The sequence below is a fragment of the Hydrogenophaga sp. H7 genome (assembly GCF_002025745.1).
GTDB classification, from domain to species: domain Bacteria; phylum Pseudomonadota; class Gammaproteobacteria; order Burkholderiales; family Burkholderiaceae_C; genus Hydrogenophaga; species Hydrogenophaga pseudoflava.
The window spans coordinates 226,698-245,396 of the sequence record NZ_MCIC01000019.1 but is presented as its reverse complement, the minus strand read 5'-3'; the positions used below and the strand labels follow the sequence as shown (position 1 = coordinate 245,396).

General features: G+C 61.8%; 17 protein-coding genes. 9 read left to right on the top strand and 8 right to left on the bottom strand.

Features of this window, described 5'->3' with window-relative positions; all coding sequences use genetic code 11:
- Nucleotides 1-154 (bottom strand): MerR family DNA-binding transcriptional regulator (locus BC358_RS20745; protein ID WP_143434194.1); only part of this gene is annotated, 154 nt, incomplete at its 3' end.
- Nucleotides 155-196: 42 nt separating this feature from the next.
- Here BC358_RS20745 and merT point away from each other — a divergent pair.
- The 3 genes from merT to BC358_RS22400 are packed head-to-tail and all read left to right on the top strand — an operon-like array spanning nt 197 to nt 1,095.
- Nucleotides 197-571 carry a mercuric ion transporter MerT gene (gene merT / locus BC358_RS20740; protein WP_070401208.1) on the top strand — a complete coding sequence of 125 codons (375 nt, stop codon included), beginning with the start codon at nt 197-199 and terminating at the stop codon, nt 569-571.
- Nucleotides 572-586: 15 nt separating this feature from the next.
- On the top strand, nt 587-871 hold the full coding sequence (gene merP / locus BC358_RS20735; protein WP_079364967.1) for a mercury resistance system periplasmic binding protein MerP: 285 nt from the start codon (nt 587-589) through the stop codon (nt 869-871).
- On the top strand, nt 868-1,095 hold the full coding sequence (locus BC358_RS22400; RefSeq protein ID WP_079364968.1) for a GDCCVxC domain-containing (seleno)protein: 228 nt from the start codon (nt 868-870) through the stop codon (nt 1,093-1,095). The genes merP and BC358_RS22400 overlap by 4 nt, the downstream gene beginning before the upstream one ends.
- A gap of 132 nt (nt 1,096-1,227) precedes the next feature.
- Here BC358_RS22400 and BC358_RS20725 read toward each other — a convergent pair whose 3' ends face one another.
- The 5 genes from BC358_RS20725 to BC358_RS20705 form a co-directional block, all read right to left on the bottom strand.
- The gene (locus tag BC358_RS20725) at nt 1,228-1,992 is read right to left on the bottom strand and encodes an enoyl-CoA hydratase/isomerase family protein (RefSeq protein WP_079367282.1); all 765 of its coding nucleotides are present in this window, start codon (nt 1,990-1,992) and stop codon (nt 1,228-1,230) included.
- Between the two features lie 9 nt (nt 1,993-2,001).
- Nucleotides 2,002-3,216 carry an ABC transporter substrate-binding protein gene (locus tag BC358_RS20720; protein WP_079367281.1) on the bottom strand — a complete coding sequence of 405 codons (1,215 nt, stop codon included), beginning with the start codon at nt 3,214-3,216 and terminating at the stop codon, nt 2,002-2,004.
- Between the two features lie 65 nt (nt 3,217-3,281).
- Nucleotides 3,282-4,268 (bottom strand): NADPH:quinone oxidoreductase family protein, encoded by a 987-nt coding sequence (locus BC358_RS20715; protein ID WP_079367280.1) that lies wholly within the window; start codon nt 4,266-4,268, stop codon nt 3,282-3,284.
- Nucleotides 4,265-5,311, bottom strand: coding sequence for an NAD(P)-dependent alcohol dehydrogenase (locus BC358_RS20710; protein WP_079367279.1), 1,047 nt, complete (start codon nt 5,309-5,311; stop codon nt 4,265-4,267). Before BC358_RS20710 ends, BC358_RS20715 begins: the two co-directional genes overlap by 4 nt.
- Before the next feature lie 148 nt (nt 5,312-5,459).
- Entirely contained in the window at nt 5,460-6,587 is a 1,128-nt protein-coding gene (locus tag BC358_RS20705; RefSeq protein WP_079367301.1) for an acyl-CoA dehydrogenase family protein, read from the bottom strand.
- Between the two features lie 185 nt (nt 6,588-6,772).
- On the opposite strand from BC358_RS20705, the gene fadB reads away from it, so the two are divergent.
- From fadB to BC358_RS20685, 4 genes are read left to right on the top strand one after another with little or no spacing between them, the layout of a single operon-like run.
- On the top strand, nt 6,773-8,929 hold the full coding sequence (gene fadB, locus BC358_RS20700; RefSeq protein ID WP_079367278.1) for a fatty acid oxidation complex subunit alpha FadB: 2,157 nt from the start codon (nt 6,773-6,775) through the stop codon (nt 8,927-8,929).
- A gap of 9 nt (nt 8,930-8,938) precedes the next feature.
- Nucleotides 8,939-10,183, top strand: a complete 1,245-nt coding sequence (locus BC358_RS20695; RefSeq protein WP_079367277.1) for an acyl-CoA dehydrogenase family protein — start codon at nt 8,939-8,941, stop codon at nt 10,181-10,183.
- A gap of 1 nt (nt 10,184) precedes the next feature.
- Entirely contained in the window at nt 10,185-10,991 is an 807-nt protein-coding gene (locus tag BC358_RS20690; RefSeq protein WP_079367276.1) for an enoyl-CoA hydratase/isomerase family protein, read from the top strand.
- Between the two features lies 1 nt (nt 10,992).
- Nucleotides 10,993-11,967, top strand: a complete 975-nt coding sequence (locus BC358_RS20685) for a nitronate monooxygenase family protein (protein ID WP_079367275.1) — start codon at nt 10,993-10,995, stop codon at nt 11,965-11,967.
- A gap of 28 nt (nt 11,968-11,995) precedes the next feature.
- Here the strand turns inward: BC358_RS20685 and BC358_RS20680 are convergent, their stop codons facing one another.
- Nucleotides 11,996-13,018, bottom strand: a complete 1,023-nt coding sequence (locus BC358_RS20680; protein ID WP_079367274.1) for a phosphotransferase family protein — start codon at nt 13,016-13,018, stop codon at nt 11,996-11,998.
- Nucleotides 13,019-13,151: 133 nt separating this feature from the next.
- Here BC358_RS20680 and BC358_RS20675 point away from each other — a divergent pair, with 133 nt between their 5' ends.
- Nucleotides 13,152-15,815 carry a LuxR C-terminal-related transcriptional regulator gene (locus BC358_RS20675; RefSeq protein ID WP_079367273.1) on the top strand — a complete coding sequence of 888 codons (2,664 nt, stop codon included), beginning with the start codon at nt 13,152-13,154 and terminating at the stop codon, nt 15,813-15,815.
- Between the two features lie 20 nt (nt 15,816-15,835).
- Here the strand turns inward: BC358_RS20675 and BC358_RS20670 are convergent, their stop codons facing one another.
- Nucleotides 15,836-17,380: an acyl-CoA synthetase gene (locus BC358_RS20670; RefSeq protein ID WP_306292806.1), complete on the bottom strand. Its 1,545-nt coding sequence runs from the start codon at nt 17,378-17,380 to the stop codon at nt 15,836-15,838.
- A 151-nt stretch (nt 17,381-17,531) separates the two neighbouring features.
- Here BC358_RS20670 and BC358_RS20665 point away from each other — a divergent pair, with 151 nt between their 5' ends.
- Complete coding sequence (locus tag BC358_RS20665) at nt 17,532-18,680, top strand: acyl-CoA dehydrogenase family protein (protein ID WP_079367272.1); 1,149 nt, start codon at nt 17,532-17,534, stop codon at nt 18,678-18,680.
- Nucleotides 18,681-18,699: the final 19 nt, after the last annotated feature.

The window sequence follows — 18,699 nt, the reverse complement described above, 5'->3', positions numbered from 1 at the left end:
GGCCATAGCGCCGGATGCTGCCCACAGGACGGTCCGGCTCTGGCATCAGCCCTTTGCGCTGATAGAACCTGATGGTCTCGACGTTCACACCGGCCGCTTTCGCGAGATCTCCGATCGTCATGCTGCCGTCGGACTGTGAAGGGGTATGGGTCATGGCGCTTGACTCTGTACTTTGGTACGGAAGTAAGCTTATCGCATGTCTACAACATCTACCGACCACCCGGGCCAGACCACTGGCGGCGGCAAGGCCCTGATTGCTGGTGGTATTTCGGCGCTGCTCGCCTCCGCCTGCTGCCTGGGCCCCCTGGTGCTGATCATGCTGGGCATCTCCGGGGCCTGGATCGGCTCTCTGACGCTGCTGGAGCCTTATCAACCGTGGTTCATGGGGGCGGCGGCGATTGCCTTGGTGGTTGCAGGACGCCGGATATGGCGCCCTGCGGTAGCGTGCGATGTGGGCCAGGTCTGTGAGCGCCCCATGGTCAACCGGTCCTACAAGGTGCTGTTCCTGCTGGTAGTCCTACTACTGGGAATTTCATTGGCGTTCCCCTGGATCGCCCACTGGTTCTACTGAATGAAGGGTTCTGCAATGAAACGATGGATCATCCCTGCGGCGGCAATGCTACTCATCGGGCCGAGCTGGGCGGCCCAGCAGAGTGCGGTCCTCTCGGTGCCAGGGATGAACTGCCCGACCTGCCCAATCACCGTCAAATTGGCGTTGACCCGGATCGATGGGGTCATCGACGTCAAGTCCAACCTGCCCAAGCGGGAAACCACAGTGGTGTTTGACAGTGCCAAGGTGAAGGTTGAGGCCCTGACCAGTGCGACCAAGAACGCCGGATTCCCGTCCACTGTTGTGTCTGTAAACCCATGAGCGATGTCATCCTGACCTCTGTCTTCACCTGCCCCGAGTGCGGTCATATGAAGACCGAAGAGATGCCCACCGATGCCTGCCAATGGTTCTATGAGTGCGAAGGGTGCCACGCCGTCTTGCGCCCGAAGGCCGGTGACTGCTGTGTGTTCTGCTCGTACGGATCCGTTCCCTGCCCACCAATCCAGATCGGTGGTGAAGCTGGTTGCTGTAAACCCGCGGCTTGATCTCTTGCTAAGCTATCTGTGAGCGGCCCATGTCAAGATGGGATAACCGGACGCATACTTTGAAATTGGGGGATGGGAACAACCTACGTCCAGTGGCGCTTCATCAATTGCATCGCTTCGCCAGAGCCGACTTCATGATGAGGGTTTTTCTCGCGCCAGAAAGGCTCGAATGCCTTCTTTTGCTCTCGAGTCGCTGATCAGATTAGCCAGCTCGCTACTCTCAATGTTCATGCCTTCCTGAGTCGGTACCCCACCGGATACTGTCAGACATCTCATGACAGCCGCGCTGGCTCGATCACTGAAGCTGGCTACAGAATTCGCTATGGATCTCGCGTGGTCCATCAACGCTGTGCGCGTGTTGTGGACGTAGCTCACTATCCCCCACTCCAGAGCTTCTTCGGCATTCAACACCCGACCTGTCAGCATAAGTTCAGAAGCGCGAGCTCGCCCAACAACAGCAGGCAGAAACTGTGTGCCCCCATAGGAAGGGATCAAACCCAAGCGAATCTCTGGCATAGAAAATCGCGAAGTGCTCGCCGACATTCGCTGGGAACAGGCCAAAGCCAGCTCCAGCCCCCCGCCGTACGCCATGCCGTTGACCACCGCGATGCTGTAGATGGTCGACTGCGACAGGCGTAGCAGCAGGTTGCGGATCTTGTCGCTTTTGGCGGCCTGCTGGTCCCAATGCTCCAGCACTCCGTCCTTGAGATCACTGCCGGAACTGAAAGCGCGATCGCCCTCACCGGTGATGAGGAGGAACCGCCCACCACTGCCTTCCAGCTCGTCCAGACAAGACTCCAGACCTCGCCATACCTCCCGATTCAACGCATTGAGATGCGCTGACCGAGTGATGGTGAAAACAGCGCCCTGCCTCAGTCTTTCGATCTGGTAGTCCACGGGGAAGGCTTACTTGCCGCCGAACATGCCACCGAACTTCTCGTACCGGGTGCCGTTGAACTGGATCAGCTGCATCTTCTCAATGGGATAGGCGTTGGACGCATCCGTTTGCACCGTGATTCCGGGCTGCAGCATCGGCAAGGTGGTGTTCAGGCTCAGTGCCTGCTTCATCACGTTTTCCCGTGTGAGGTTGTCACCCGCCTGCTTGAGGGTGTGTACAAGCGTCTGCGCAGCGGTGTAGCCCAACACGTTGAGAGCATCCGAGACATCACCGCCAGGGTAGTACTGCTTCATGCACGCAGCGTAGTCCTGGTACTCCTTGGTTGCCTGGGTAGCCGGGTCCGTCGGGTCACGCAGGTAGGTAGCGCTGATGATGCCCTTGGCTGCTTCGAGGCCGGCTGGTTTGAGAACCGATCCCACCGAGTTGGCGGAGCTAACCAGGAAGCGGGTCGGCTTCCAACCGATCTCGTCGGTCTTCTTGACGGCCATGGCGGCGAACTTGGGCGTGGTCAGGATCACCAAAGTGTCAGCACCAGAGCCCTTCATTGCCACGATCTGGCTGTCCACGGTCGGGTCTGTGGTTTCGTAGGTCTGCTGGGACACCACCATCGTCTTGGCCTTATCGCCCAGGCCTTCAAGTAGACCCTTCTGATAGTCCTTGCCGAAGTCATCGTTCTGCATCAGCACAGCGATCTTGGCGTTGGGGCTGTTCTTGAGGATGTACTGGGCATAGGCCATGGCCTCGGCACGGTTGGTGGGTTGCCAACCGATGGTCCACGGATTCTCTTTGACATCGCCGAAACGGGAGGCGCCGGAGCCCACGAACAGTTGAGGCACCTTCTTTGCATTCATGTACTTCTGGATCGCCAGGTTACCCGTGGTGCCCAGCGGCAGAAAGATCGCCAGCACTTCTTCCTGCTCCACGAGCTTGCGCGTCATTTCCACCGTCTTGGGCGGGGAATACGCATCGTCGACCGAGATGAAATTGATCTTGCGGCCATTTACACCCCCTTGAGCGTTCACCTGTGCGATATAGGCGGCAGCCGCCTTGCCTATCGTTCCATAGGCCGAGGCTGGTCCAGAGTACGGCAAGATGTTGCCGATCTTGATTTCGGTATCGGACGCGCCCGGGTCGTATTTCTTCTGGGCGTAAACACTGCCCAGCGAAAGTGCCAGCGCAGCTGACACCACGAGTGCGCGACGAGAAGTGGACTGAATTCGCATACTTGTCTCCTGTTGCCGGTGACCCGGCGGGTTGGCGGATATGAAGGTCGAAGCCTCCGTGGCATCTAACGCAAGTCGGTCCAATCGATCACGATTCGACCTATGGTTGCTCTGTCCGCAGCGGCCTCCATGGCGGCTGGCCACTCTGCGGCGGGAAAGGTTTTGGCCACCCACGACTTCACCAGCCCCGCTGAAAAGAGTCGCACGGTTTCGGTCAGGTTGACACGCGCCGCTTCTGGCTCGCGTTCGCGGAACTGCCGCACATCCACGCCTATCAGTGCCGCGCCCTTGAGCAGGGGAAGATTGGCGCGCAAGGACGGGATCGCCCCGTCCGCAAAGCCAACCACCAAGTACCTGCCGTTCCACCGCACACTGCGAAAGGCTGGCTCCAACAGCGCACCGCCCACCGGATCAAACACCACATCCACACCGTCCGGAACCAGCCGCTTGAGTTCATCACGCCAGTCAGCCTGGGCGGTGTCCACCGCCAACTCGGCGCCTCGTTCGAGCGCGGCGGCCGTCTTGATCGGGCCGCTAGCCCCGGCCACCACTCGGGCGCCGAGCGCGCGCGCCACCTGCATGGCCGCCAGGCCCACACCACCGGTGGCCCCCAGAACAAGTACCGTTTCTCCCGCCCTGAGGCTCCCTCTGAGTACGAGCGCGTAACGCGCGGTGGCATATGTCACGGCCAGCGCAGAGGCTGGTCCTGGTGCATCCGAATCAGCCAGTGGTTCAACGGCTCCGGCATCCACCCGAAGACGCTGGGCCCAGGCCCCGCCAAAGCTGGTGCCCGTGACGCGCTTGCCGACACGAATGCCTTCCCGAACCGCTGCTCCGCAAGCGATCACGGTTCCACTGAACTCCGTACCTGGCACCAGGGGCAAGGCGGGCTTGACCTGATAGCCCCCCCGGGCCAGCAGCAGGTCCACATAAGAGATGGCGGTGGCCTCCACCTGCACCACCACATCCTGAGGTCCCTCCACGGGATCCGGGACCTCTTCAAGGCGCCATTGGTGCGTACCGTCAAATCCGTGAACCTGAAGTGCTCTCATTGGGTATCTCGCGATGCATCTGCAGAAACGTCCACAACGATCTTGCCGAAGTGTTTTCCCGCTTCCTGGTGCCGGAAAGCCTCGGCGAGGTCCTCCAGAGGGAAGTGGGCATCGATGACGGGCTTCAGCCCGAACGACTCCATGGCCCTGACCATGTCCATCTGATGCGCACGGCTGCCGACCGTCACGCCCTGCAGCCGGATGTTCTTGGCCATCAGCAGCGCCGTGGGAACCGGCCCTTCATGACCTGTCAGGACGCCGATCATGGCCACGTGCCCGCCCACACGAGCGGCTCGCAACGACTGGCCCAGGGTGGCCGCCCCACCAACCTCAATCACGTGGTCCACACCCACGCCCTGTGTGTACTCCAGCACGCTGCGCGCCCACTGTGGTTGCTGCCGGTAGTTGATGAGATGATCGGCGCCCAGCGCCCGCATGCGTTCGAGCTTGTCGTCAGAAGACGATGTCGCAATGACGATTGCACCCGCGGCCTTGGCCAGCTGCAACGCGAAGACGGAAACCCCACCGGTACCTTGAACCACTACGGTCTGGCCCGGCAGCAAAGGCCCATCCACCATCAGCGCTTTCCATGCCGTCAAGGCTGCACAAGGCAGGGTGGCAGCCTCGGCATGCGTCAACCCTTTTGGCTGACGGCTCAAAGCGTTTGCCGAAACGGTCACGTATTCACTGGCGAAACCGTCTGCGTCATCGCCAGGCACGCCCAGAGTCTTTTCCTTGGACACCGAGCCCTCAACCCAGCGCGGGAAAAAGACGCTCATCACCCGGTCGCCAGGCTTGTATTCACTGTCTCCGGCCGGCTCGATTGCGGATCCGACCTCGACAACTTCACCCGCCGCATCGGACAGAGGCACCCGCCCCTCACTGGCCGGTATGCGTCCATTGACCACGGCCAGATCATGAAAATTCAGAGACGCCGCAATCACCCGGACCAGAACCTCACCAGGCCCTGGGCGCCTTGGCTCAGTGCTCGTCAACCGTAGTTGGTCGAGTCCTGCGGGTTGCCCCAGCCTCATTGCTCGCATGTGTGATTCACCTTGTTGTAGCCCATCACAGCCGTCTCAAGCTGCACGTCAGATTTCTGGATGCTTGTGGCATCGTAAAAAGACACCCCTTGCCAAACGATCGTCTAAAGGGACGATATTGGTCTCCCGCGATGCCCAAACCCGTTGTTCAGAGCTCCCGGGAGATCAGCAAACGCTGAATGTCGGACGTTCCTTCGTAGATCTGACATACCCGAACGTCCCGCCAGATGCGCTCAACCGGAAAGTCGGCGACATATCCATACCCACCGAGCGTCTGCATGGCCGCGCTGCAAATCGACTCGGCGGTTTCGCTGGCAAACAGCTTTGCCATTGCCGCAGCCTTAAGGCAGGGAAAACCCGCATCCCGCAGACTGGCGGCGTGCCAGACCAGCTGCCGCGCGGCCTCCAGCTGGGTTGCCGCATCGGCCAGTCGGAACGCCACCGCCTGGTGGCCCATGATGGGTGTCCCGAAACTCTGGCGCTCCTTGGCATAAGCCACAGCCACCTCCAGCGCACTGCGGGCCATGCCCACACTTTGCGCGGCGATGCCAATCCGCCCGCCCTCCAGGGCCGACAAAGCAATGCGATACCCATCCCCTTCAACGCCAATGAGTTGCTCCGGCAAGACGCGGCAGTCTTCAAACAGGATCTGGGCCGTGTCACTGGAGTGCTGACCCACCTTTTCCTCCAGTCGGGCAACGCGGTAACCCGGGCTGTTCGTGGGCACGAGGAATGCCGAGAGACCTTTCTTGCCCGCCCCCTTGTCGGTCACTGCAATGACGATGGCCAGTTGCCCGTTCTGGCCCGAGGTGATGAACTGTTTGACGCCATTGATCACCCAGCCATCGCCATCTCGACGCGCCATGGTGGTCAACGACGATGCATCGCTACCTGCCTGCGGCTCCGTCAGGCAGAACGCCCCCAGCATCTCACCACGGGCCAGCGGCGTGAGCCAGCGCCGCTGCTGCTCTGGTGTTCCGTAGCGCAACAGGATGACGTTGACCGGGCAGTTGGTGACGCTGATGGCGGTGGAGGTGCCACCATCACCGGCCGCGATCTCTTCCAGTATCAGCGCCAGGCTCAGGTAGTTCAACCCGGCGCCCCCGAGATCCTCCGGCACACAAACCCCGTAGGCCCCCAGCTGAGCGAGCCCTTGATGCGCAGCCGTGGGAAAGGTGTGCTCCCGGTCCCAACGGGGTGCGTGGGGCCACAGTTCCGCCTGCGCAAATGCGCGAACGGCGTCCCGGATCATTTCCTGTTCTGAGGTCAAGAGCATGTTGTCGATCAATCAATAGGGCTGATCGGGGCAGTGTCATGCGGAGGCGCATAAGCGTCTTCGTCGCTTCGGACGAAGTGACCTGGCCCACTGTTCCTTTCGTCGCTTTCGACGATCGGTGATCACGCCTGTTGTTCCTAGACTGACCCACATCGCTGGATGGGTGTCTGGCGCAGGAGCAGCGTGTGTTTCAAGGACAGAGTCTTCGTGTCGTGGCACTGCCTCACGACGGTGTGTACGAACTGGTGTTCGACCGTGCGGGCGAAGCCATCAACAAGTTCGATGACCGCACGGTCGCGGAACTCAAAGAGGCCGTGGCGCAGCTCAAGCTAGTGGCTGACCTGCGGGGCGTCCTCGTCAGCAGCGCCAAAGACGTGTTCATCGTGGGCGCCGACATCACCGAGTTCGGGCGCAAGTTCAGCCAGAGCGCGGCGGACATCGCGGCAGACGTCGCGCGCAGCAATGAGGCGTTTGTGGCCTTCGAGGACGTCAACGTTCCCAGCGTGGTCGCGATCAACGGATTTGCCTTGGGTGGTGGACTGGAGTTTGTGCTGGCCTGCAGCCTGAGGGTGATGTCGACACAGGCCTGCGTCGGCGTTCCCGAGGTCAAGCTGGGCCTGTTCCCAGGCTTTGGTGGCACCGTTCGCCTTTCCCGTCTGGCGGGCCTGGCACTGGCGTGCGATTGGGTTGCGTCGGGCCGCCCGGCCAGCGCTGACGATGCCCTCAAGGTCGGGGTGGTGGATGCGGTGGCGTCACCGGAGCAACTTCGCTCCACGGCTCTGTCCTGGCTGGAGCAGGCCATGGCGGGGACCATCGACTGGGCTGGACGCCAGGCGCTCAAGCGTGGACCGGTCGCGGTCCGTCTCGACACCCAGGAGACCGGCTACAACGAGGTGCTGACCCGACTGCAGCGGACAAGCCCAGCTCATCAGCCCGCAGCGGCGACCGCCGTGAAAATGATGTACGACGCGGCCCGCCTGAACCGGAATGAAGCACTCGCGCTGGAAGCCAAGGTCTTTGGCGAGGTCGCACGCACACAGGCTGCCAGTGCGCTGGTGCAGGCCTTTCTGGACGACCAAGCGGTGAAAAAGAAGGTCAAGGCGCTGGTCAAAACCGCTCCCGTCATCCGCCAGGCGGCCGTTCTGGGCGCGGGCATCATGGGCGGCGGCATTGCGATCACCGCGGCGCTCAAAGGCGTGCCGGTTCGCATAAAGGACATCCAGTTGCAGGCGCTGGAACTGGGCATGGGCGAAGCGCGCAAACAGGTCGCGCGCCAGCAACGTCAGGGTCGGCTCGACGAGTCGCAGGGCGCAAAGGTGCTTGAGCGCATTCAGCCACAGACCGACAACGCCGGACTCGACCAGGTAGAGATTGTGGTCGAGGCCATCGTCGAGAACCTGGACATCAAACGCAGGGTGCTGGGCGAACTGGAGTCCGCTTTGTCCTCGAACGCGGTCATTGCGTCCAACACGTCCAGCCTGCGAATTGACGACATCGCCCAGGGATTGAGCGATCCTCAACGTCTGGTGGGCATGCACTTCTTCAATCCGGTCCCGATGATGCCGCTGGTGGAAATCGTTCGGGGCGCACACACCTCGGACACGGCGGTCGCCACAGCAGTTGGACTGGTGGTGACCATGGGCAAGACCCCGATCGTGGTGAAGGACTGCCCGGGCTTCCTCGTCAACCGGCTGCTAACCGCCTACATGCGAGGCTTCCTGGGCCTGGTGGCCGAGGGTGCCGACTTCGTGCAGATCGACCAAGCCATGGAGGCATTCGGATGGCCCATGGGCCCGGCCTATCTGGAGGACGTGGTGGGCATCGATACCGGCAGCCATGTCAACGATGTCATCTCCGCCGGCTACCCCGACCGCATGCCACCACTGGAACGCGATGCCTTGCGACTGCTCGCATCCATGGGCCGCAAAGGCCAGAAATCCGGCCTGGGCTTCTACCGGTACGAAATCCGGGCCGACGGCAAACCGTCACGCACGCCGGCCGACGACACGCACACCTTGTTGGCCACGCTGCAGCCCGATGGCCCGAAGCACTTCACCGAAGAACAGATCGTCGACCGGATGATGCTGCTCATGGTCATCGAAGCGGCCCATGCTCTTGAAGAAGGCGTGGCCCAGTCGGCAGCCGAGCTGGACCGCGCCATGCAGATGGGTCTGGGCTTCCCCGCCTACGCCGGTGGACCACTGCAGTACGCCGACTGGCTGGGGCTTGACGAAGTGGTCGCACGGTGCGAGCGACTGCGCCATCTCGGTGCCGCCTACCAGCCCACCGCACAAATGCACCAGCTGGCCGCCGCTGGCGGTCGCTTTCGATCCACCCACTGAGGCACATACATGGACTTCCAATGGCCAGCCGACACCCAGGACATGCAGCGGACCTTGCGCCGATTCCTGGACGAAAAGATCGTTCCCCGGTTGCGTGACTACGAACAACTTGCTGCGAGCGGGACCTACCCCAGTGCCGTCATCGAACCATTGAAACAACAGGCCAGAGACGCAGGCCTGTGGAATCTCTTTCTGCCGGGCCTGCGCAGTGATGAACCGGGCACGCGCCTCAGCAACATGCAGTACGCCCCGCTCGCGGAGATCATGGGCCGGGTTCCATGGGCATCCGAGGTGTTCAACTGCAATGCTCCCGACACCGGCAACACCGAACTGCTGCATCTCTTCGCTTCAGAGGAGCAACGGCTGCGCTGGCTGGATCCGCTGTTGGACGGCTCGATCCGTTCGTGCTTTGCGATGACAGAACCTGACGTCGCCAGCTCGGACGCCACCAACATCGCCACCACCATCCGAAGGGACGGCAACGACTACGTCATCAATGGTCGCAAATGGTTCACCACCGGTGCCATGCACCCTCTTTGCAAGCTGGTGATCGTGATGGGTGTGACCGACGAGAGCCCTGAAGCGCCCAAGCACCGCCGCCATTCGATGGTTCTGGTTCCCATGGACACACCGGGTCTTCGCATCGTGCGAAACGTCCCCATCATGCACCACCACGCGCCGGAAGGACATTGTGAGATGTTGTTCACCGATGTGCGTGTGCCCGTGGAAAACCTGCTGGGCGAGGAAAACGCCGGGTTCGCCCTGGCCCAGGCCCGTCTCGGCCCCGGACGTGTGCACCACTGCATGCGGACCATTGGTCAATGTGAACTCGCGGCCGAACTCATGTGCGAACGCGCGCTGACGCGCAAGGCCTTTGGCAAGCACCTGTCCGACTTCGCGAACGTCCAGGACTGGATCGCACACTCCCGGGTGGAAATCGACCAAGCGCGGCTGTTCGTTCTGCAGGCGGCCTGGAAGATGGACACCTTCGGCAACAAGTCCGCACACCTGGATGTGTCCGCCATCAAGCTGGTTGCGGCGCAGTTGCAGACGCGGGTGGTCGACCGGGCGATGCAGGTGTTTGGAGCCATGGGTGTGACACCGGACACCCCGCTGTCCTACCTGTGGTCCTGGGGACGCGCCATGCGCTTTTTCGACGGTCCGGATGAAGTGCATCTGCGTACGATTGCCCGCGCCGAACTGGGCAAGGCAAAGGAAAACCTCGGCGCCACGGCGCCCTACTACATGAACTGAAATGCCGACATCAATCTATCCCACACGGCCAGAAACCGGGACCGTGCTGCATTGGCGCGAGGGGCATGTGGCCCACGTCCGGTTCAACCGTCCCACGGCCCTGAATGCGCTTGATGTGGACATGACGGTCTTGTTCCGTCAGGCATGTGACGAAATTGCGGCAGACCCTCTGGTGCGTGTGCTCGTGATCTCTGGCGAGGGGCGCGCCTTCCAGGCCGGCGGGGATGTGGCGGCTCTGGCTGCCGACCCTGAAGCCATCGGACGGTCGTTGATCGAGCACATGCACAGCGCGATTCAGACCCTCAACCAGCTCAGGTGCCCGGTAATGGCCGTGGTGCATGGGGCAGCAGCCGGCGCGGCCATCGGCATCTTGATGGCGTGCGACCTGGTGCTGGCCGCTGACGACACCAAATTCAGCCTGGCCTTCCCCGCACTGGGAGCTAGTGCCGACAGCAGCAGCACCTGGGGCCTGCCCAGGGTGATGGGACTTCGCAGGGCCATGCGGTTTGCTCTGCTGGGCGAGTCGATCGACGCCGCGCAGGCACTGCAGGACGGTTTGGTCTCCGCCACGGTGCCTTTGGCGGACCTCGACGCGGAGGGCGCGCGTTGGGCGGCCCGGATCGCGCGATCAGCACCACTGGCCCTGGGCGCCGTGAAAAAGTTGCTGAGGTCTTCAATAAACCACAGTCTGCCGGAGCATCTGGTCGCCGAAGCCGAGGCTTTCATGGCCTGTTCCCGCACCGACGATTTCAAGGAAGGCACTGCGGCCTTCCTTGCCAAACGCAAACCAGACTTCAAAGGTCAATGACATGAAAACACGCGTCACCGACATGCTGGGAATCCGCTATCCCATCATCCAGGGCGGCATGCAGTGGGTGGGCACCGCCGAAATGGCCAGTGCCGTCTCCAACGCTGGTGGACTGGGCATCCTGACCGCCCTCACGCAACCCACGCCCGATGACCTGGCCCGCGAGATTGATCGGTGCCGGTCGATGACCTCCAATCCCTTCGGCGTCAACCTCACCATCCTGCCGACGGTCAAGCCACCTCCGTATGCCGAGTACGTCCAGGTGGTGATCGACTCGGGCATCAAGGTTCTGGAGACCGCCGGCAGCAGCCCGAAGGATTTCATCGAGCCACTCAAACGCAGTGGCGTCCGCCTGATCCACAAGTGCACCAGTGTCCGGCATGCACTGTCAGCCGAACGGGCCGGAGTCGACATCGTCAGCATCGATGGCTTTGAATGCGCCGGCCACCCCGGTGAGGACGATGTAGGCGGACTGGTGCTCATCCCGCTGGCCGCGCAGGCCCTTAGCATCCCGGTCATTGCTTCTGGCGGCATTGCCGATGGTCGCGGGCTGGCTGCGGCGCTCACATTGGGCGCCGAAGGCGTCAACATGGGCACCCGCTTCTGCGCCACGGTCGAGGCACCCATCCATCCCGCCATCAAACAGGCCCTGGTGGGTGCCAGTGAGCGCGACACCAATCTGATCTTCCGCACGCTGCACAACTCGGGCCGTGTGCTCAAGAACGCAGTTTCCGACGAAGTGGTAGCCACCGAGCGGCGCCCAGGTGGCTGCGAGTTCAAGGACATTCAGCCGCTGGTGGCCGGTCAGCGCGGTCGCGCCACCCTGCAATCCGGCGACGTCCATGCAGGACTGGTGTGGGCAGGTCAGGTCGTGGGCATGGTCAAGGACATCCCCACCTGTGCCGAGTTGCTGCAACGCATGGTGCGTGAATGCCAACAGGCCCTCGCCACCGCAGGAGGAATGGCCGGAGGCTGAAGCGATTTCCGTCGACTGGCCGAGGGTGTCAACCTTCGGCTCGAACAATATCCACCGCGTAACGCGCAAACCGGCTGGACAGTGCGCCTACCTCCGCCGCATCCTCCCCTGCGGCATTGCCCCCCCTCACACGCGCCGATATACCTTCGAGAATGGCCGCGAAGCGAAACAATGAGAACACGATGTGGAACGGCTGTACCGCTTCCCGGCCACTGCAGCGCTGGTAGTGGGCCAGGTATTCACTTTGGGTAGGCAGGCCCCCTTGCGCGAGATCCAGCCCGCGCAGTCCTTCAAACACCTCACGGTCCGTGTTCCAGGGCAGACAGCTGTAAGCGGCATCAGCCAGTGGATGACCCAGGGTCGACAGCTCCCAGTCGAGCACGGCAATGATCTTCGGCTGAGTGGGATGGAACATGACATTGCCCAGCCGGTAGTCCCCATGGGCAATCGTTGTTTCGTCGCCAGAGGGGATGTGTGAAGGCAACCACTCCATCAACAGATTCATGTCGTCGGTGTCGTGCAGCTTGGTGGCGTGCCACTGTCGTGTCCAGCGCGTAATCTGCCGGTCGAAGAAGTTACCCGGCCTGCCGTAGTCGGCCAATCCAATGGCAGCCCAGTCCACGGCGTGGAGACGCGCCAGCGTCTCTGCAAGTTCAAACAGGTACGCACGTCGATCCTTGGCGTCCACGTTATCCAATGCATAGTCGCTGAGGACTCGCCCGTGAAGGCGTTCCATCACATAGAAGGGTGTCCCGATGACGGATCGGTCGCTGCAGAACAGCAGCGCAGGTGGCACCGGGAACCCGACCGTCCTCAGGGCCAACTGGACGCGGTACTCCCGATCAATGGCATGCGCCGACTTCAGCAGTTCGCCCGGCGGCTGTTTGCGCAACACCAATTCACGCCCCCGATCAAAGCTCACAAAGAACGTGGGATTGGACTGACCTCCTCCGATGCGCTGCAAACGCATATTGCCGGCGAGTTCGGGAATGGCACCGAGCAGATAGCTGGCGAGTGCAGCGGGATCAAAGCCGTGAGAAAAAGATGACATACGCAAGCGTGCTGAAGACGACCTCATCACTCTATCCATCACCACTCGTCTTACACATCGTCGGATCGGACGAGGATTTGCAAGACTGTCTCCGCCTTCCACGTGCGAGAATTTCCAATCAGATTTCAACCCCATGAGTGCCAGTCAACGTCGCCCACTTCCCGAGTTCTTCGGCTCCAAGCTCACCCCGGTTGCCCGACTGGCCGACGGCATTTTCCGGACCGGCATCGAACAGTTGGCCAATGTGGCCGGAGCCCCAAGGCTGGTGGTGGTTTGCGGCCCCGCCGGATTTGGCAAGACCACTGCCATGGTGCAGTTGCGCGAACTCTACGAGCGCCAGCAGATGGTCACCGCATGGTTGACGCTGGACCGAGCGGACAACGACATCCCCCGTTTTCTCGCATCCATAACGGCCGCAACAGGGGCTTTAAACCCAGACGGCCATTCGGATGTGATGGACACGCTCTCCAGCGAAACAGGTCCGTTTGCGCTGTTTCTGGACGACTTCGAGCTCATCCAGGAAGCAGGCGTCGTCGACCTGGTGCGAGAAATCATTGATCGGCTGCCAAGGGGGGGCCGGGTGGTGATTGGCACGCGGGTTCAGCCGGAACTGGGACTTGGTCGCCTGCGGGCTCGTGGTCAGTTGATGGAGATTGATGCGGATGCATTGCGGTTTACCGCTGTGGAGACGGACGACTTTCTGCGCCGACGCGGTGCCGAGTTGTCCAGCCGCGATCTTGAAGATGTGGTGGCTCGCACGGAAGGTTGGCCGGCCGCTCTGTGGCTTCTGTCGCTGGCTCTGCAGCGACCCGGCGCAAGACTGAGCCTCGTCTCCAGGCTGCTGGTATCCGATCGCGGCGTGACCGACTACCTGTCAGAGGAAGTGCTTGCACAACAGCCCCCCGATGTGCGGACCTTCCTTCTGCGAACCAGTGTCCTGCGTCAGCTCAGCCTTCCGGTCTGTCAGGCCTTGCTACCCCAGATCAACTGTGCAGAGGTGCTCAAAAATCTGGAACGCAGCAATGTGTTCCTGTCGGCGATCGCTGGTGCAGAAGGCCACTACCGCTACCACAGCCTGTTTGCGGATTTCCTAAAAGCGCAGTTGGACCGGGAACAGCCCGAGCAGCCAGCGCGTCTGCACCTGGCGGCATCCGGCTGGTATGAGGAGCAGGGCCGGCCCGTTCCCGCCATCGATCACGCGATAGAGGGCGGTGACCTGCCGCATGCTTTGGACTTGCTGGAGCGCCATGCGTCGGCCTTGCTTGAAGCGGGGCGCATGCGCTTGCTGGATCGTTGGTTCTGCGCCATCCCGGAAAGCCTGCTGGGTCGCCAGGTGCGACTGGCCACCATCGCAGTCTGGGCCCGATGCTTCACACAAGGCCCCTGGAAGGCCATGGAGTGGCTGGACCGATCTGGCGTTTCGTCCAGTGAAGACCCCGTCGTAAGAGCCCATTTGCAGGCCCAGCGCCCCGTCCTGCTGGCCATGATGGACCGCTATGACGATGCGCAGCATGCTGGGGAGGCGGGCCTGTCCAACCTTCCAACGGGGCAGACCTTCGCCGACAGCGCCTTGTTCAATGCCATGGCCCACATCGTGTCGGTGGTCGGAGATCGCCGCGATGCCCAGAACTTTCTGCGCGACGCACGGCAATCGCAATCCGACAGTGCGTTCAACCGCATGTACACCGAGACCATCGAAGGGGTTCTCGACTTGCGGGAAGGTCGGTTCCGGGAAGCGTTGGCCAGGTTCCGCGTAGCGGTGGCATCGAACGCCAGACCGGACATCTATCGCCACGACAGCGGCAATGCTTGGGCTGGCATCTTCCTGGCCGAGGCGGTGTACGAAAGCAACGATCTGGATGCCGCTGAACGCCTATTGAACGTCTATCTTCCGATGGCACGCAATGTCGGCCTGCCCGACCACCTGATCACCAGCCACCGCCTGCGGTCACGCATTCACTTCTGGCGCGGCAACGTGGATGCCGCCTTCCAGACCCTGGGCGAGCTGGAAACGCTGGCGCACGATCGTCACCTGCCCCGGGTCGTGGCGAGCGCGCGGTTGGAGCGTTCATGGCTTTTCCTGATGCAAGGCAATGAACCCGCTTCCCGCGACGAATTGCTCAGTGCCGACGACCCCGTGGTCTGGGAAGCCGTGGCGCGACAGGCCCGGTCGGCCCACGAACTGGAGGATCACTTCATCGCCCGACTGCGCTTTGATTTGCATTTCGGCGATGCGGCCGATGTGATCGGGCGCATCGACCCGGAATGGCGCCGCGGCATGTCCGCCAGTCGGCGCTACCGGGTGACCAAGCTGAGGGTCCTGCTCGCAATGGCGTTCTACCGCACAGGAGATGTCGGGCGAGCCACGGCCGAACTCAACGTGACCTTGCGAGATGCCAGCCGTGAAGGCTTCGTGCGGATCCTGCTCGATGAAGGCGCAGCACTCGCGCCATTGCTGCGCAGGGTCTTCTCCGAACTCGCCGACCGTACGTCCCCTACCGACCCGGTGCTGGTCTCCTACTCCCAAGGCTTGCTGGAAGCGTTGGGCCCACTCGCCACCGAAGAGGTGGCACAGGATTTTCAACCTGAAGGACACCCGCGCGAAGAACTGACCGTCAAAGAGATCCGGGTGTTGCAGCTGCTGGCCGAGGGCTACTCCAATGCAGCCATGGCCGAGAAGCTGTTTGTCTCGGACAGCACTGTGCGCACCCATCTGCGCAACATCAACGCCAAGTTGGATTGCCGCAGCCGCACCCAGGCCGTCGCGGTGGCGAGACGTCTGGGTCTGATCCGCTGAGACTTTGCGTTCAGACCCTTTCAAGCCTTCGCTGGCCAGTAGGTTTTTCGGACCTCACCCTTTAGCATCTTTCCCGTCGGCGTGCGGGGTAGAGCCGGGACAAAGTCCACGCTTTTAGGCGCTTTGTAAGAGGCCACACGCGCCTTGGCAAACTCGATGATGGCCTGTGCAAGGTCGTTGCTCGGGTCCTGCCCAGGTGCCAGCGTCACCACCGCTTTCACCTGTTCACCCATCTCGGCATCTGGAACGCCAATGACAGCCACATCGGCGATAGCCGGATGCAGGGTGAGTGCGTTCTCGACCTCCTGCGGGTAGATGTTGACCCCGCCCGAGATGATCATGAAAGCGCTGCGATCGGTCAGATACAGATACCCGTCGGCATCCACATGACCGATGTCTCCTACTGCCGTCCAACTGGGATGCTGCGGATGCTGCGTCGAACGCGTTTTCTCGGGATCACCGTGGTATTCGAAAGGAAGCACGTCACGCTCGAAGTACACCAGGCCATCACGTCCGGCGGGCAATTCGACGCCTTCGTCATCACAGATGTGTACTTTGCCCAGCACCGGTCTGCCCACCGAACCCGGTTTGCGCAACCACTCGTCCGGTCCTACCACGGTCATGCCGTTGAGTTCTGTACAGGAGTAATACTCGTGCAAGATGGGCCCCCACCAATCCATCATGGCGCGCTTGACCTCGACCGGACAGGGAGCTGCCGCGTGGATTGCGATTTTCAGGCTGGAGACGTCGTACTGTTGACGGACGTCTTCTGGCAGCTTCAGCATGCGCACAAACATGGTCGGCACCCACTGGGCAGCGTTGACCTTCCAGTGCTCAATCGACTGCAGAGCCACCTCGGGGTCGAATTTGTCCATGAGGATGGTTGTGCCTCCCAGGGCATGAACCGTCGCGCAAGTGCGTAGCGGTGCCGCGTGATACAGCGGCGCCGGTGACAGGTAAACCGTTTCGGATGTGAAGCCGAAAACACCACCAAACATCGCGACCATGGTGTCACCGGGATCAGAGACAGCACGATTGGGCAGTGCCTGCCGGACGCCTTTGGGTCGCCCGGTGGTGCCGGAAGAGAAGAGCATGTCGCCGCCACGAGGCTCGATGGCCGGGCGCTCGCTCGACGCGCCAGCGATCACATCTTCCAGCTTCAGGAATCCGGCATGGCTTCCGTCGAAGCTGACACGATGGATCAGCTGAGGCAGGTCGGTCCATCCCGCGGCCGCTTCGTCGGGGCAAGAACCAACAAACAGCGCCTTGGAGCCGGAGTTCTCCAGGATGTAACGCAATTCATCCGGTCGCAAACGGTAATTCACGGCCGTGATGTATAGGCCCGCCCGCTGGGCAGCCCAGTAGACGTCGAAAACCCGGTGGTCGTTGTCCGAGATGAGAGCGACCACGTCACCGCGTTGCAGACCCATGGCTCGCAGCCAGTTGGCCAATCGCAGAGAGCGGTCTTCCAGTTGGGCGTAGGTCACCTGCTGGCCGGTGGCCTGCATGACGATCGCCGGCTTGTTTGGCGTCAGAAGGGCGTGGGTACCTGGATACAAGATCACCTCCAATGGTTCGTGGGCAGATCATGACGACGCGCTGTCATGCCGGCATCGTCTTTCCCGACGGTTTTTCATCAGTCGTCGGATCGGACGAAGACAGAGAACGGACAAGGTTCAACACTTGTGACCGTTCAGCTTTCAAGGAACCTAGCCCATGGCCATCCATTTCACACGATCCTGGAGCGCCCCGGACATCGAGTCCTACCGGGACACGGTCGTTCGCTTCATCGACGAGCATGTGGTGCCGGGCGACGAAGCCGCGCGGCAGCAGGGGCATGTCGGTCACGCACTCTGGCGGGCGGCCGGCGAACTCGGCCTTCTGTGCACTGACATCCCCGAAGCTTGGGGCGGCATCGGTGGCGATTTCCGCCACGAAGCCGTGTTCTACGAGGAGATGGCTCGTCGCGCACTGTCGGGAATGAACACGTCCGTGCACACCATCGTGGCCCACTACATCCTCAACCACGGTACCGATGAGCAACGACGCCGCTGGCTCCCACGACTGATCAGCGGCGAGCTGGTAGGAGCGATCGCCATGACCGAACCTGGCGCCGGATCGGACCTGCGCGGCATCCGCACACGGGCCAGCCGCTCAGACGATGGCTGGACACTCAACGGGTCAAAGACGTTCATTTCGAACGGCTACCTTGCCGGTCTGGTGCTGGTGGTGGCAAAAACAGACACCGAGGCGGACAGCCCCAGCCTGTCGATATTCGCGTTGGAGACAAGGGAGCGACAGGGATATCGCGTCGGCCGCCTGCTGGACAAAGTCGGGTTGAAAGCACAGGACACGTCCGAACTGTTCTTTGACGACGTCCGTGTGACGCCGGACGAGCTGCTGGGTGGTCGCGAGGGGCATGGCATGCGTCAGCTCATGGCCGACCTGCCCTACGAACGATTGATCATCGCCGTCATGGCCGTTGCCGCGATGGAAGGTGCCTTTGAAGCAGCACTGCAACACGTTCGCGAACGCGCGGCCTTTGGTCGCACGCTGGCCGACTTTCAGACCGTACGGCACCGTCTGGCTGAACTCGCGACCGAGATCCAGGTCGGCAGGGCATTCGTCGACCGCTGTGTGGAAGGTTTGCTGCAAGGCACGCTGGACACCGCCAGCGCGTCGATGGCCAAACTCTGGGCCTCGGAAACACAAGGACGCGTCATCGATGCGTGCGTGCAGCTCTTTGGTGGCTACGGCTACATGAATGAATACCTGGTCGCACGGCTTTATGCCGATGCCCGTGTGCAACGCATCTATGGCGGTACCAGCGAAATCATGAAAGAAGTGATCTCGCGCAGCCTGTGAAACCGAACCAACCGGAGAT